Raw genomic sequence first — 14366 nt, 5'->3', positions numbered from 1 at the left:
AGACTTTCCGTGAGCACCTTCAAGGCCCCCAAGGGCACGTACGACCTGATCCCGCCGGAGAGCGCCAAGTTCCTGGCGGTCCGCGAGGCCATCGCCGCCCCGCTGCGCAACTCCGGCTACGGCTACATCGAGACGCCCGGCTTCGAGAACGTGGAGCTCTTCGCGCGCGGTGTCGGCGAGTCCACCGACATCGTGACGAAGGAGATGTACGCCTTCGAGACCAAGGGCGGCGACAAGCTCGCCCTGCGCCCCGAGGGAACGGCCTCTGTCCTGCGCGCCGCCCTTGAGGCCAACCTGCACAAGGCGGGCAACCTTCCCGTCAAGCTCTGGTACTCGGGCTCGTACTACCGCTACGAGCGCCCGCAGAAGGGCCGTTACCGGCACTTCTCCCAGGTGGGCGCCGAGGCGATCGGCGCCGAGGACGCGGCGCTGGACGCCGAGCTGATCATCCTGGCCGACCAGGCGTACCGCTCGCTGGGGCTGCGCAACTTCCGCATCCTGCTCAACAGCCTGGGCGACAAGGAGTGCCGTCCGGTGTACCGGGAGGCGCTGCAGACCTTCCTGCGCGGCCTCGACCTCGACGAGGAGACGCTGCGCCGGGCCGACATCAATCCGCTGCGCGTCCTCGACGACAAGCGTCCGGACGTGCAGAAGCAGCTCGGCGACGCCCCGCTGCTGCGCGACTACCTCTGCGACGCCTGCAAGGCGTACCACGAGGAGGTCCGCGAGCTGATCACGGCCGCCGGCGTCGCCTTCGAGGACGACCCGAAGCTGGTCCGCGGCCTGGACTACTACACGCGCACGACCTTCGAGTTCGTCCACGACGGTCTGGGCTCCCAGTCCGCGGTGGGCGGCGGCGGGCGCTACGACGGCCTGTCGGAGATGATCGGCGGCCCCGCGCTCCCGTCCGTCGGCTGGGCCCTCGGCGTCGACCGCACGGTCCTCGCCCTGGAGGCGGAGGGCGTCGAGCTCGAACTCCCCTCCACGACGAGCGTGTTCGCGGTCCCGCTCGGCGAGGAGGCCCGCCGGGTCCTCTTCGCCAAGGTGACCGAGCTGCGCAAGGTGGGCATCGCGGCGGACTTCTCGTACGGCGCGAAGGGCCTCAAGGGCGCGATGAAGAACGCCAACCGCAGCGGCGCCCGTTACACGGTCGTCGCCGGTGAGCGCGATCTCGCCGAGGGCGTCGTCCAGCTCAAGGACATGGAGTCCGGCGAGCAGACGGCGATCGGCGTCAACGAGATCGTGGCCGAGCTGGAGTCCCGGCTGGGCTGAGCGGGACGCGAGGGCGCCGGGGAGACCCGGCGCCCTTTCTCATGGGGCCGGCGACCCGTGTCTCATGGGTCCAGCAACCCGTACCGCATCGCACTCGTCACCGCCGCCGTCCGGTCGTCGACCCCCAACTTCCCGAAGGCCCGCAGCAGATGGGTCTTCACCGTCGACTCCCCGATGAACAACCGGCGCCCGATCTCCGCGTTCGTGCAGCCCTCCGCCACCAGGCGCAGCACCGCCGTCTCGCGCTCCGACAGGCGGGGGCGTTCCGGCTTGGTGCGGAGCCGGTCGACCAGGCGGGCCGCCACCGACGGGGCCAGGACCGTCTCGCCCCGCGCCGCGGCCCGTACCGCCTCCGCCAGTTCTCCGCGCGGCAGGTCCTTGAGCAGATAGCCCGCCGCCCCCGCCTCCACGGCCCGCAGGATGTCCCGGTCCGTCTCGTACGTCGTCAGGACGAGAACCCGGCAGGGCAGCCCGGCGGCCGTCATCCGCTCGATCGAGTCCACGCCACCGCCGCCCGGCATCCGCAGGTCCATCAGCACGACGTCCGGGCGGAGCTCCGCCGCCAGCGCCTCGGCCCGCGGCCCGCTGGCCGCGTCGGCGACCACGTCCAGGTCGGGTTCGGCGCTCAGCATCGCCCGCAGGCCCTCCCGTACGACGGGATGGTCGTCCGCCAGGATGATCCGGATCATGAAGTGCTCCCAGGTACCGGTAGCCGGACGGTCACCGTCGTGCCGTCGCCCGGCGCGCTGTGTATCCCGGTGGTGCCACCCACCTCGGCGGCCCGCGCGCGCAGCCCCGCCAGACCGTATCCGCCGGTCGCGGACGAGGGGTCGAAGCCGCCCCCGTCGTCCCGCACGGACACCGTGAGCGACGCGTCGGCGTACGCCACCACGATGCTCACCGCCGCCGAACTCCCCGCGTGCTTACGGGCGTTGGACAGTGCCTCCTGGCAGGCCCGCAGGGCCACGACCTCGGGCCCTGCGGGCAGCGCGCGCACGGGGCCGGTCACCTCCAGGGCGGCGTCATGGCGGGCGGCGAGCCTGCGCAGTGCGTCGGGCAGTGAGGCGCCGTCCAGGTCGGCGGGGGCGCCGCCGGCGACCAGCGCCCGCGCCTCGGCGAGGTTCTGCCGGGCCGTCTCGTCCATCAGGGACAGATGACGGCGGGCCTGCGCGACATCGGTCTCCAACTCGGCCTCCACCGCCTGGGTCAGCATCAGCAGACTCGTGAAGCCCTGGGCCAGGGTGTCGTGGATCTCCCTCGCCATCCGTTCCCGCTCGGCCAGCGCCCCGTGGGCCGCCGACAGCCGCGCCACCTCGTGCCGGCTCGCGTCCAGCTCCGCGATCAGTTCGGCCCGCTCCTGGCTCTGCTCGATGATCCGGATGATCCAGCTGCCGATGGCGACGGAGAAGACGAAGGTGACCACCGAGAACACCGAGTTGTAGAACACCGCCGCGTCCCCGGGCCGCCACAGCAGCGCCCAGCCGAGCACCGGCGCCAGGTTGATCACGGCCACCGCCACGAAGGCCCGCCGCAGCCGCAGCGTCATGAAGCACTGCGGGACCAGGGCGAAGGCGATGAGCTGCGTCTCGCTGACCAGCACCGCCGACGGCAGGAACAGCGCCAGCGCCGCCGCCAGATAGCCGAGCGCCCGCCGCTCGTCCGGCGCGTCACCGCGCAGGACGGGGCGGCCGACCAGGACGTACAGCGGGATCAGCGGCACGAGCAGCGCCGCGGCCGTGAGCCGGACCGGCCACCCCGGGAAGCCCGCGACGAGCGCGAACACCAGGGTGGCCGACCAGATGAGCGCGAAGTACGTGTCCCAGAGCCGGAACGACCGGTCCCACGTGTACGCGCCGACGAGCCCGGCGGGGATTCTCATCCGTCGCGCCGGTTCTTCCACCGGAAGGTCAGCAGACACAGCGCCAATCCTCCGACGCACCAGGCGCCCAGGACCAGGGCGATACGCCCGAACTCCCAGTCGCCCGCCTGCTCCAGGACCCGGGCGGAGTCCGGCAGGAACACCCCGCGCAGCCCCTGGCACATCCACTTCAGCGGGAACAGGGCGCCGATGTTCAGCATCCAGTCGGGGATGGTGTCGATCGCGATGTAGACGCCGGAGATGAACTGCAGGACCAGGAAGGGGAGGACGACGACCGAGGTGGCGCTCTTGCCCGACTTCGGGACCGAGCTGATCGCGATGCCGAGCAGCGCGCAGGCCGTCAGACCGAGGACGAAGATCCAGGCGAAGTGGAGCCAGTGGGTCGCGTCCCGGGGCAGGTCGACGTCGTACAGCGTCGTGCCGACGACCAGCAGGACCGCCGTCTCCAGCAGGCCCGTGACCAGAACCAGCCAGATCTTGCCGAGGAAGTACGCGGCCGGTGGCATCGGGGTGCCGCGCAGTCTGCGCAGGACCTTCTCGTCCCGCTCGATGGCGATCGAGATGCCGAGGGACTGGAAACTGGTCGACATGATGCCCGCGGCCATCATCGCGGGGACGTAGAGCTGCGAGGCGGTGATGCCGGCGCCCTCCACGTCGTCCTTGAAGATCGACGCGAACAGGAACAGGAAGACCACCGGGAAGGCGAAGGTGAACACCACCTGGTCGCGCTGGCGGAAGAACTGCCTCAGCTCCAGGGCGCCCCGCTGGAGGCCGATGCCGAAGGCGCCGGGCAGCCGCTCGGCGACCGCGTCCGCGCGGGTCCGCACGACGGTCGTGGTCATCGCGCGTCCTCCTGTCCGGTCAGCCGGAGGTAGACGTCCTCCAGCGTGGGGCGGCTCACCCGCAGCCCCGGGATCTCGCCGTCGAAGCGGTGCATGAGCGCGGCGACCGTGCGGGTCGGGGTGTCCGTGCGCTCGGTGCGCGGGGTGCCGTCCGGCTCGGTCCACCCGACGGTCGCCTCGGTGCCGTACCGCTCCCGCAGGGCGGCCGGGCGGCCCTCGGCGACGATCCGGCCCGCGCTCACCACGGCCAGCCGGTCGGCCAGGGCCTCGGCCTCCTCCAGATAGTGCGTGGTGAGCAGGATCGTCGTGCCCTCCTCGGCGAGGGCACGGATCAGGTCCCAGAACTGGCGGCGGGCCGCCGGGTCGAAACCGGTCGTCGGCTCGTCCAGGAGCAGCAGCTCGGGGCCGCCGATCACCCCCAGGGCCACGTCGAGACGGCGGCGCTGCCCGCCCGACAGGGCCTTGATCCGGCTGCCCGCCCTCGCCTCCAGACCCACCAGGCCGATGACCTCCTCCGGGTCCCGCGGGCGCGGGTAGTAGCGGGCGAAATGACGGACGGTCTCGCGGACCGTCAACTCGGCGGGCGCCGATTCGTCCTGCCAGACGATTCCCACCCGGGACCGCCACGCGCGCGTGCCGTTCGCGGGGTCCGTGCCGAGCACGGACACCTCGCCGGCGTCCCGGCCGCGATGGCCCTGGAGGATCTCCACCGTCGTGCTCTTGCCCGCGCCATTGGGCCCCAGCAGGCCGAACACCTCGCCCCTGCCGATGCCGAGATCGATCCCGTCGACCGCGGTCACGTCGCCGTACTGCTTGCGCAGCCCCCGTACGTCCACCGCGAGTTCGTTCGCGTGTGCTGTCATGTTTTCGAGGCTCGGCCGGAACCGAACGTTCAGGGACGACCGTGCGTACTTCCTTATGTCCACCGAACGGTGGACAAGGGCTCGTGTACGGCACAATGGCCCCTGCCCGAAGAAGGTCCAACTCTCAAGCAGACGGAATCGGCGTGATGAGCAAGACCACTGTCAAGAGCGTCTCCACCGTGCCAGAGCCCGATCGCGCGGCCGACGGGCCACGGTCGGTGGGAGGCAGCCGCGCCTTCGCCGTGCTGCTGGTCCTCACCGGCGCGGCCGGCCTGCTCGCCGCGTGGGTCATCACGATCGACAAGTTCAAGCTGCTGGAAGCCAAGGTCGCGGGCAAGACCTTCACCCCCGGGTGCAGCCTGAACCCCGTCGTCTCCTGCGGCAGCGTCATGGAGTCCAAGCAGGCCGCCGCCTTCGGGTTCCCCAACCCGATGCTCGGCCTGGTCGCCTACGGCATCGTGATCTGCGTCGGCATCAGCCTGCTCGCCGGGGCCCGCTTCCCGCGCTGGTACTGGCTGACCTTCAACGCCGGCACGCTCTTCGGCGTCTCGTTCTGCGCCTGGCTGATGTTCCAGTCGCTGTACCGCATCAACGCCCTGTGCCTGTGGTGCTGCCTGGCCTGGGTCGCGACGATCATCATGTTCTGGTACCTGACCTCGTTCAACGTGCGCAACGGCTTCCTCCCCGCGCCGAGCTGGCTGAAGAGCTTCTTCGGCGAGTTCACCTGGGTCCTGCCGGTCCTGCACATCGGGATCATCGGCATGCTGATCCTGACCCGCTGGTGGGACTTCTGGACCAGCTGACGGTCGAGGACCGACTGTCAGTGCGGTGATTTAGGGTTTTGGACGTGGAGCCCGATCTGTTCACCGCCGCCGCCGAAGACCGCCAGGAGAAGGACCCCGCCGGGAGCCCCCTGGCAGTACGGATGCGCCCGCGCACCCTCGACGAGGTGGTGGGCCAGCAGCATCTGCTGAAGCCCGGCTCACCCCTGCGCCGCCTGGTCGGCGAGGGCGCGGGCGGACCCGCCGGGCCGTCCTCGGTGATCCTGTGGGGCCCGCCCGGCACCGGCAAGACGACCCTCGCCTACGTCGTCTCCAAGGCCACCAACAAGCGCTTCGTCGAACTGTCGGCGATCACCGCGGGCGTCAAGGAGGTCCGCGCGGTCATCGACGGCGCCCGCCGCGCCACCGGGGGATACGGCAAGGAGACCGTCCTCTTCCTCGACGAGATCCACCGCTTCAGCAAGGCCCAGCAGGACTCCCTGCTCCCCGCCGTCGAGAACCGCTGGGTCACGCTGATCGCGGCGACCACCGAGAACCCGTACTTCTCGGTGATCTCCCCGCTGCTCTCCCGCTCCCTCCTGCTCACCCTCGAACCGCTCACGGACGACGACGTGCGCGGTCTCCTGAAGCGGGCCCTGAGCGACGAACGCGGCCTGAAGGACGCCGTCGCACTCCCCGAGGACACCGAGGACCACCTGCTGCGGATCGCCGGCGGCGACGCCCGCCGCGCGCTCACCGCCCTGGAGGCCGCCGCCGGGGCCGCGCTCGACAAGGGCGAGGCCGAGATCTCCCTCCAGACCCTGGAGGAGACCGTCGACCGCGCCGCGGTGAAGTACGACCGCGACGGCGACCAGCACTACGACGTCGCCAGCGCCCTCATCAAGTCGATCCGGGGCTCGGACGTCGACGCGGCGCTGCACTACCTCGCCCGCATGATCGAGGCCGGCGAGGACCCCCGCTTCATCGCCCGGCGCCTGATGATCTCCGCGAGCGAGGACATCGGCCTGGCCGATCCCAACGCCCTGCCCATAGCCGTCGCCGCCGCCCAGGCCGTCGCCATGATCGGCTTCCCCGAGGCCGCCCTCACCCTCAGCCACGCCACCATCGCCCTCGCGCTGGCCCCCAAGTCGAACTCCGCGACGACGGCGATCGGCGCCGCCATGGACGACGTACGCAAGGGACTGGCCGGCTCCGTGCCGCCCCATCTGCGCGACGGGCACTACAAGGGCGCCGCCAAGCTGGGCCACGCACAGGGGTACGTGTATCCGCACGACCTGCCCGAGGGCATCGCCGAGCAGCAGTACGCCCCGGACGCCCTCAAGGACCGCGAGTACTACATCCCGACCCGGCACGGCGCGGAGGCCCGCTACGCGGACGCCGTGGAGTGGACCCGCAAGCACCTCGGTCGCAAGCGGTCCTGAGCAGCCTGTAGAATCCTTCGAAGTGCTGTGTCCCGTGCAGTCAGAACGGGACGGTCAGCCGGAACCCCCAGCGGGTTCCAGGAGCGTCGCGCACCGTTCGAATGGTGTCGCGGGCAGCCCACCACCACTCACCGCAGGGTGAGACCGGTCGGTGGGCCACTCGCGTGCTGCACGTATGTGCCCAGACCAGGGAGCGGCTGCCCACCAGGCCCGGCAACGGACCCGGAGGGTTTCCCCGGCTGCGGATGCGACCTCCCTCAACCCTGACAAGCCGAACACTGAGAAATGAGAGATTGTGGCGAACCAGTCCCGCCCCAAGGTCAAGAAGTCGCGTGCCCTCGGCATCGCGCTGACGCCGAAGGCCGTCAAGTACTTCGAGGCCCGTCCCTACCCGCCGGGTGAGCACGGCCGTGGCCGCAAGCAGAACTCGGACTACAAGGTCCGTCTGCTCGAGAAGCAGCGTCTGCGTGCGCAGTACGACGTCTCCGAGCGTCAGCTGGTCCGCGCCTACGAGCGTGCCTCCAAGGTGCAGGGCAAGACCGGCGAGGCCCTGATCATCGAGCTCGAGCGCCGTCTCGACGCCCTGGTCCTGCGTTCGGGCATCGCCCGCACCATCTACCAGGCCCGTCAGATGGTCGTGCACGGCCACATCGAGGTCAACGGCCAGAAGGTCGACAAGCCGTCCTTCCGCGTCCGTCCCGACGACGTCGTGATGGTCCGTGAGCGCAGCCGCGAGAAGACCCTCTTCTCGATCGCCCGCGAGGGTGGCTTCGCCCCCGAGGGTGAGACCCCGCGCTACCTCCAGGTGAACCTCAAGGCCCTGGCGTTCCGCCTGGACCGCGAGCCGAACCGCAAGGAGATCCCGGTGATCTGCGACGAGCAGCTCGTCGTCGAGTACTACGCCCGCTGATCACCAGCAGGCTGTAGTACAAGCACCGCCTCAGCCCGCCGTCTCCCCGCCCTTCCGGGCACGGGAGGCGGCGGGTTCGTGCATGCTGACGGGGCCGCGGGCATGTCGGGCCTGGCCGCGCGGGCCGGGCAGCGGCGCCGGCGGCCGCCCCAGCGCCCTCGCCACCGCGGCCTCCCGGTCGAGCCGGGCCCCCTGCCGTACGCACTCCTCGTACCGCTCGTCGCCCAGCCGCTCCCGGGCTGTCGCCTCGCACAGCTCGTGCGGGCCGTTGTAGTACGCGGACCCGAACAGCGGCAGCCCCACCGAGGGCCACAGCGCGCCCGCCGCCCCCTGCAGCACCGCCGCCTCGGCGGCATCCTCCGCCGTGCCGCGGGCTGCCGTGACCAGGGCCAGCAGCTCGATCGACAGCACCGAGCCCAGCAGATCGCTGAAGGCGTGCGCGGCACCCAGGCAGTCGGTCAGCAGCTCACGGGCACCGGTCAGGTCCCCCTCGGTCCAGGCCGCGTACGCCAGCACGTACAGGGCGTACGACCTGGTCCAGCGCTCGCCGTGGTCCTCGCAGACCCGGCGGACGTCCTCGCACAGCTTCACGGCCTCCGGCAGATCGCCCTGGAAGGCCCGGGTCATCGCCAGCTCGACCTGGCCCATCAGGACGTTGCTGTTGAGCTCGCCGATCTCCTGGTAGCGCTCCAGCGCCGAGCGCAGCAGCGTTTCTGCGCGGGGCATGTCGTCCGTGACCAGGGCCAGACAGCCGGCGCGATGCTCGGCGTAGGCGATCGCCGTCGCGTTGGCCGAGCGCTCCGCCTCCTCCCGGCACTCCTGGAGCGCGGCCAGCGCGGGCACCTTGTCGCCCTGGAGGATGGCGACATAGCCCAGCACCCACAGCGCCTTCAGCCGGGACAGCTCGTGATCGGAGTCCAGCCGCACGGACTGCTCCAGCCAGTGCCGGCCCTCCGACAGCCGCCCGCAGCCGGCCCAGTAGAACCAGAGGGAGCCCGCGAGGTACTGCCCCAGATGCGCCTCCTCCGGATCGGCCAGACAGCGCTCCAGGGCACAGCGCAGATTCGGCAGCTCCGCCTCGATCCGCGCGGCCACCTCGCCCTGCCGCGGCGAGAACCAGTCCAGCTCGCACCAGGTGGCCAGCCCCAGATACCAGTCGCGATGGCGTCGGCGCAGCCGCTCGGCGTCCCCGGTCGCCTCCAGCCACTGCTCGCCGTAGGCCCGGACCGTGTCCAGCATCCGGTAGCGCGCCCCGGCCGCGGTCTCCTCACGCCCGACCACCGACTGCGCGAGCAGCTCCGTCAGCACGTCGAGGACGTCCTGCTCGGCCAGACCGTCGCCGCTGCACACGTACTCCACGGCCTCCAGGTCGAACGGCCCGGCGAACACCGACAGCCGCGACCACAGCAGCCGCTCCTCTGGCGTGCACAGTTCGTGGCTCCAGCCGATCGCGGTGCGCAGGGTCCGGTGCCGCGCCGGGCAACCGTGGGCGGCGCCCGTCAGCAGCCGGAAGCGGTCCTCGAACCGGGTCAGCAGCTGGGTGGGGGACAGGGCGCGCAGCCGGCCCGCCGCCAGCTCGACGGCAAGCGGGATGCCGTCCAGCCGCCGGCACAGCTCGCGCACGTCGGGATCGTCACCGACGTCCACGCCCTGCTGCCCCGCCCGGTCGACGAAGAGTTCCACGGCCTCGTCCTCGCTCAGCGGCGCCAGCGCGAACACCCGCTCGCCCGGCACCGACAGCGGCCGGCGGCCGACGGCGAGCACGGTGAGCCCCGGCACCCGGCCCAGCAGGTCGGTCACCAGCTCCGCGCAGGCCTCGACGAGATGCTCGAACCCGTCGAGGACCAGCAGGAGTTGACGGCCCGGCTCGCCCAGATGCGCGAGCAGCGTCTCGCGCGGCAGCCGCGTGGTGTGGTCCGTCAGCCCCAGCGCGTCCACGACCGCGTAGTCCACGAAGTCCGGATCGCGCACCGCCGTCAGCTCGACCCTCCAGGCCCGCGCACCCAGCGCGGCCCGCGCCGCCAGCCGTGACTTGCCGACCCCGCCGACGCCGGTGACGGTCACCAGACGCGAAGTCTCCAGCAGTCGGGACAGCGCGGCGAGTTCGGCCGTGCGGCCCACGAACGCGTCCAGTTCGAGAGGCAGATTGCCGTCGCTGAGCCGATCATCCCGCATGGAACACGGAGCGTACTCAAACGTAATCACTCCGTACAATCGCTTCGCCCAAGTCCGCTGCGCGCGGACCGTAATACCGGTGTGGAGTGCCACCCGCGGCGCGATAGGCTCGGGACACTTGTTTGTTGGGTTCCGATGTCCAGAGCACGTAATACGGGAGCGGGTGCGCAGTGTCCGGTGGAGAGGTGGCCGGCATCCTGGTGGCCGTCTTCTGGGCGATCCTGGTCTCCTTCCTCGCCGTCGCGCTGGCGAGGCTGGCCCAGACGCTCAGGGCGACCACCAAGCTGGTGGCGGACGTGACCGACCAGGCCGTCCCGCTCCTCGCGGACGCCTCCTCGGCGGTGCGTTCCGCGCAGACCCAGATCGACCGGGTCGACGCGATCGCCTCCGACGTCCAGGAGGTCACCTCCAACGCCTCCGCGCTCTCCACGACGGTCGCCTCCACCTTCGGCGGCCCGCTGGTCAAGGTCGCGGCCTTCGGCTACGGCGTGCGCCGGGCCCTCGCGGGCCGCAAGGACGACGTGCCCGCCAAGGCGCCCCGGCGTACCGTGATCGTGGGGCGCACCGTGCCGGCCGCGCGGCGGAAGAACCGGGGAAAGTAGGAGCCAGCTCAGATGTTCCGCCGTACCTTCTGGTTCAGCACGGGCGTCGCCGCCGGTGTGTGGGCCACCACCAAGGTCAACCGCAAGCTGAGGCAGCTGACCCCCGAGAGCCTCGCCGCCAGCGCGGCGAACAAGGCGATCGAGGCCGGTCACCGCCTCAAGGACCGCGCGGTGGGCTTCGCGCTCGACGTCCGCGACAACATGGCCCAGCGGGAGGAAGAGCTGGGGGAGGCGCTGGGCATCAACGCGGACCCCGAACTCCCCGCGCCCCGGCGGTTCGCCGCCATCGAGAACCGCAACACCCACAAGTACGTCGAGGGATCGACGTACCAGACGTACTCGTACAACCGGAATGAGGACCACTGATGGAGTCGGCCGAGATTCGCCGCCGCTGGCTGAGCTTCTACGAGGAGCGCGGTCACACCGTCGTCCCTTCGGCGTCGCTCATCGCGGACGACCCGACTCTGCTCCTGGTCCCGGCCGGCATGGTGCCCTTCAAGCCGTACTTCCTCGGTGAGGTCAAGCCGCCGTGGTCGCGTGCGACCAGCGTGCAGAAGTGTGTGCGCACGCCCGACATCGAAGAGGTCGGCAAGACCACCCGGCACGGCACGTTCTTCCAGATGTGCGGCAACTTCTCCTTCGGCGACTACTTCAAGGAAGGCGCCATCAAGTACGCCTGGGAGCTGCTCACCACGCCCCAGGACAAGGGTGGTTACGGCCTGGAGCCCGAGAAGCTCTGGATCACCGTCTACCTGGAGGACGACGAGGCCGAGCGCATCTGGCACGAGGTCATCGGGGTGCCCAAGGAGCGCATCCAGCGCCTCGGCATGAAGGACAACTACTGGTCCATGGGCGTCCCCGGACCCTGTGGCCCCTGTTCCGAGATCAACTACGACCGTGGCCCCGAGTTCGGCGTCGAGGGCGGTCCCGCCGTCAACGACGAGCGGTACGTGGAGATCTGGAACCTCGTCTTCATGCAGTACGAGCGTGGCGAGGGCATCGGCAAGGACAACTTCGAGATCCTCGGCGAGCTGCCGAGCAAGAACATCGACACCGGTCTCGGACTCGAGCGTCTCGCCATGATTCTGCAGGGCGTGCAGAACATGTACGAGATCGACACCTCCATGGCCGTCATCAAGAAGGCCACCGAGCTGACCGGCGTGGCCTACGGCGACGCCCACGACTCGGACGTCTCCCTGCGCGTGGTCACCGACCACATGCGGACGTCGGTGATGCTCATCGGCGACGGCGTGACCCCCGGCAACGAGGGCCGCGGTTACGTCCTGCGCCGCATCATGCGCCGCGCCATCCGCAACATGCGGCTGCTCGGCGCCACCGGCCCGGTCGTCCTGGACCTCATCGACACCGTGATCGGCATGATGGGCCAGCAGTACCCCGAGCTGGTCACCGACCGCGAGCGCATCGAGAAGGTCGCCGTCGCCGAGGAGAACGCCTTCCTCAAGACGCTCAAGGCCGGCACCAACATCCTCGACACCGCCGTCACCGAGACCAAGGCCTCCGGCGGCACGGTCCTCGCCGGCGACAAGGCGTTCCTGCTCCACGACACCTGGGGCTTCCCGATCGACCTCACCCTGGAGATGGCCGCCGAGCAGGGCCTCGCCGTGGACGAGGACGGCTTCCGGCGCCTGATGAAGGAGCAGCGGGAGCGCGCCAAGGCCGACGCCCAGGCCAAGAAGACCGGCCACGCCGGTGCCGGTGCCTACCGCGAGATCGCGGACAAGACCGGCGAGACCGAGTTCATCGGCTACTCGGACACCGAGGGCGAGTCCACGATCGTCGGCATCCTCGTCGACGGCGCCTCCTCGCCGGCCGCGACCGAGGGCGACGAGGTCGAGATCGTCCTGGACCGCACCCCGTTCTACGCCGAGGGCGGCGGCCAGATCGGCGACACCGGCAGGATCAAGGTCGACTCCGGTGCCGTGATCGAGATCCGCGACTGCCAGAAGCCGGTCCCGGGCGTGTACGTCCACAAGGGTGTCGTGCAGTTCGGCGAGGTGACGGTCGGCGCCAAGGCTCACGCCTCCATCGACTCCCGCCGCCGTACCGCCATCGCCCGCGCCCACTCGGCCACCCACCTGACCCACCAGGCGCTGCGTGACGCGCTCGGCCCGACGGCCGCGCAGGCCGGTTCCGAGAACCAGCCCGGCCGCTTCCGCTTCGACTTCGGCTCCCCCTCTGCCGTTCCGACGGCCGTGATGACCGACGTCGAGCAGAAGATCAACGAGGTGCTCGCCCGTGACCTGGACGTGCACGCCGAGATCCTGAGCCTCGACGAGGCCAAGAAGCAGGGCGCCATCGCCGAGTTCGGCGAGAAGTACGGCGAGCGGGTCCGGGTCGTCACCATCGGCGACTTCTCCAAGGAGCTGTGCGGCGGCACGCACGTCCACAACACCTCGCAGCTCGGCCTGGTCAAGCTGCTCGGCGAGTCGTCCATCGGCTCGGGTGTCCGCCGTATCGAGGCCCTCGTCGGTGTCGACGCGTACAACTTCCTGGCCCGTGAGCACACGGTCGTCGCCCAGCTCCAGGAGCTGATCAAGGGCCGTCCGGAGGAGCTGCCGGAGAAGGTCTCCGCGATGCTCGGCAAGCTGAAGGACGCCGAGAAGGAGATCGAGAAGTTCCGCGCGGAGAAGGTCCTCCAGGCCGCGGCCGGTCTCGCCGAGTCGGCGAAGGACATCCGCGGCATCGCGGTCGTCACCGGTCAGGTCCCGGACGGCACGACCGCCGACGACCTGCGCAAGCTGGTCCTCGACGTGCGCGGCCGTATCCAGGGCGGCCGGGCCGCCGTGGTCGCGCTGTTCACGGTGGCGGGTGGCAAGCCGCTGACGGTCATCGCCACCAACGAGGCCGCCCGTGAGCGCGGTCTCAAGGCCGGTGACCTGGTGCGTACGGCTGCCAAGACCCTCGGTGGCGGCGGTGGCGGCAAGCCGGACGTCGCGCAGGGCGGCGGCCAGAACCCGGCCGCGATCGGCGAGGCCGTCGAGGCCGTCGAGCGACTGGTCACGGACACCGCGAAGTGACGATGCGCAGAGGCCGTCGACTCGCGATCGACGTCGGGGACGCCCGGATCGGGGTCGCCTCGTGTGACCCCGACGGGATCCTCGCCACTCCGGTGGAGACGGTCCCGGGCCGGGACGTCCCGGCCGCCCACCGCCGGCTGCGGCAGCTGGTGGAGGAGTACGAACCGATCGAGGTCGTGGTCGGACTCCCTCGCTCCCTCAAGGGGGGCGAGGGCCCGGCCGCGGTGAAGGTCAGGGCCTTCGCCCAGGAGCTGGCCAAGGGCATCGCACCGATCCCGGTCCGCCTGGTGGACGAGCGGATGACCACGGTCACGGCGAGCCAGGGGCTGCGCGCCTCGGGCGTGAAATCCAAGAAAGGCCGCTCCGTCATCGATCAGGCAGCCGCTGTGATCATCCTCCAGCAGGCGCTCGAATCCGAACGGGTGTCAGGTAAAGCACCCGGAGAGAGCGTCGAAGTGGTCATCTGATCGCGATACGGTAACGTTCCGCGCGATCGCGGCGCTGTTCGAACAGGAGCCGCACAGAGAGAGGCGGAACGGATGCCGAGCCACAAGCCGCGCGACCGCCGCCTCGCGGCTCTAG

Annotated in this window: 13 protein-coding genes; 8 read left to right on the top strand and 5 right to left on the bottom strand. The window is 70.6% G+C overall.

The window, feature by feature from the left end; all coding sequences use genetic code 11:
• The first annotated feature begins 9 nt into the window (after positions 1-9).
• Positions 10-1272, top strand: a complete 1263-nt coding sequence (hisS, locus tag CRP56_RS07595) for a histidine--tRNA ligase (RefSeq protein WP_097261523.1) — start codon at positions 10-12, stop codon at positions 1270-1272.
• A 62-nt stretch (positions 1273-1334) separates the two neighbouring features.
• Here the strand turns inward: hisS and CRP56_RS07590 are convergent, their stop codons facing one another.
• Genes CRP56_RS07590 through CRP56_RS07575 form a run of 4 tightly spaced genes read right to left on the bottom strand, consistent with a single transcriptional unit; the run spans position 1335 to position 4856 of the window.
• The gene (locus CRP56_RS07590; RefSeq protein WP_097261521.1) at positions 1335-1961 is read right to left on the bottom strand and encodes a response regulator; all 627 of its coding nucleotides are present in this window, start codon (positions 1959-1961) and stop codon (positions 1335-1337) included.
• A complete protein-coding gene (locus tag CRP56_RS07585) occupies positions 1958-3151 on the bottom strand; it encodes a sensor histidine kinase (protein ID WP_097261519.1) in 1194 nt (397 codons plus the stop codon). The genes CRP56_RS07590 and CRP56_RS07585 overlap by 4 nt, the downstream gene beginning before the upstream one ends.
• Positions 3148-3993 (bottom strand): ABC transporter permease, encoded by an 846-nt coding sequence (locus CRP56_RS07580; RefSeq protein WP_097261516.1) that lies wholly within the window; start codon positions 3991-3993, stop codon positions 3148-3150. The genes CRP56_RS07585 and CRP56_RS07580 overlap by 4 nt, the downstream gene beginning before the upstream one ends.
• Positions 3990-4856, bottom strand: a complete 867-nt coding sequence (locus tag CRP56_RS07575; protein ID WP_097261514.1) for an ABC transporter ATP-binding protein — start codon at positions 4854-4856, stop codon at positions 3990-3992. Before CRP56_RS07575 ends, CRP56_RS07580 begins: the two co-directional genes overlap by 4 nt.
• Before the next feature lie 146 nt (positions 4857-5002).
• On the opposite strand from CRP56_RS07575, the gene CRP56_RS07570 reads away from it, so the two are divergent.
• The 3 genes from CRP56_RS07570 to rpsD all read left to right on the top strand — a co-directional run bounded on the left by CRP56_RS07570 (position 5003) and on the right by rpsD (position 7969).
• Positions 5003-5659, top strand: a complete 657-nt coding sequence (locus CRP56_RS07570; protein WP_097261512.1) for a vitamin K epoxide reductase family protein — start codon at positions 5003-5005, stop codon at positions 5657-5659.
• A gap of 44 nt (positions 5660-5703) precedes the next feature.
• Positions 5704-7059 (top strand): replication-associated recombination protein A, encoded by a 1356-nt coding sequence (locus CRP56_RS07565; RefSeq protein ID WP_097261510.1) that lies wholly within the window; start codon positions 5704-5706, stop codon positions 7057-7059.
• Between the two features lie 295 nt (positions 7060-7354).
• Entirely contained in the window at positions 7355-7969 is a 615-nt protein-coding gene (gene rpsD / locus CRP56_RS07560; RefSeq protein ID WP_015661793.1) for a 30S ribosomal protein S4, read from the top strand.
• A 30-nt stretch (positions 7970-7999) separates the two neighbouring features.
• Here rpsD and CRP56_RS07555 read toward each other — a convergent pair whose 3' ends face one another.
• Positions 8000-10144: an ATP-binding protein gene (locus CRP56_RS07555; protein WP_179850964.1), complete on the bottom strand. Its 2145-nt coding sequence runs from the start codon at positions 10142-10144 to the stop codon at positions 8000-8002.
• Between the two features lie 170 nt (positions 10145-10314).
• On the opposite strand from CRP56_RS07555, the gene CRP56_RS07550 reads away from it, so the two are divergent.
• Genes CRP56_RS07550 through ruvX form a run of 4 tightly spaced genes read left to right on the top strand, consistent with a single transcriptional unit; the run spans position 10315 to position 14251 of the window.
• Complete coding sequence (locus CRP56_RS07550) at positions 10315-10746, top strand: DUF948 domain-containing protein (RefSeq protein WP_059196385.1); 432 nt, start codon at positions 10315-10317, stop codon at positions 10744-10746.
• A gap of 12 nt (positions 10747-10758) precedes the next feature.
• Positions 10759-11112: a hypothetical protein gene (locus tag CRP56_RS07545; protein WP_097261508.1), complete on the top strand. Its 354-nt coding sequence runs from the start codon at positions 10759-10761 to the stop codon at positions 11110-11112.
• Positions 11112-13784 carry an alanine--tRNA ligase gene (alaS, locus tag CRP56_RS07540; protein WP_097261506.1) on the top strand — a complete coding sequence of 891 codons (2673 nt, stop codon included), beginning with the start codon at positions 11112-11114 and terminating at the stop codon, positions 13782-13784. Before CRP56_RS07545 ends, alaS begins: the two co-directional genes overlap by 1 nt.
• A 2-nt stretch (positions 13785-13786) precedes the next feature.
• On the top strand, positions 13787-14251 hold the full coding sequence (gene ruvX / locus CRP56_RS07535; protein WP_059196728.1) for a Holliday junction resolvase RuvX: 465 nt from the start codon (positions 13787-13789) through the stop codon (positions 14249-14251).
• Positions 14252-14366: the final 115 nt, after the last annotated feature.

This window comes from Streptomyces sp. TLI_55 (genome assembly GCF_900206255.1).
GTDB classification, from domain to species: Bacteria; Actinomycetota; Actinomycetes; order Streptomycetales; family Streptomycetaceae; genus Streptomyces; species Streptomyces aquilus.
The sequence above is the reverse complement of the archived record's forward strand: the minus strand, read 5'-3'. Positions and strand labels throughout refer to the sequence as shown.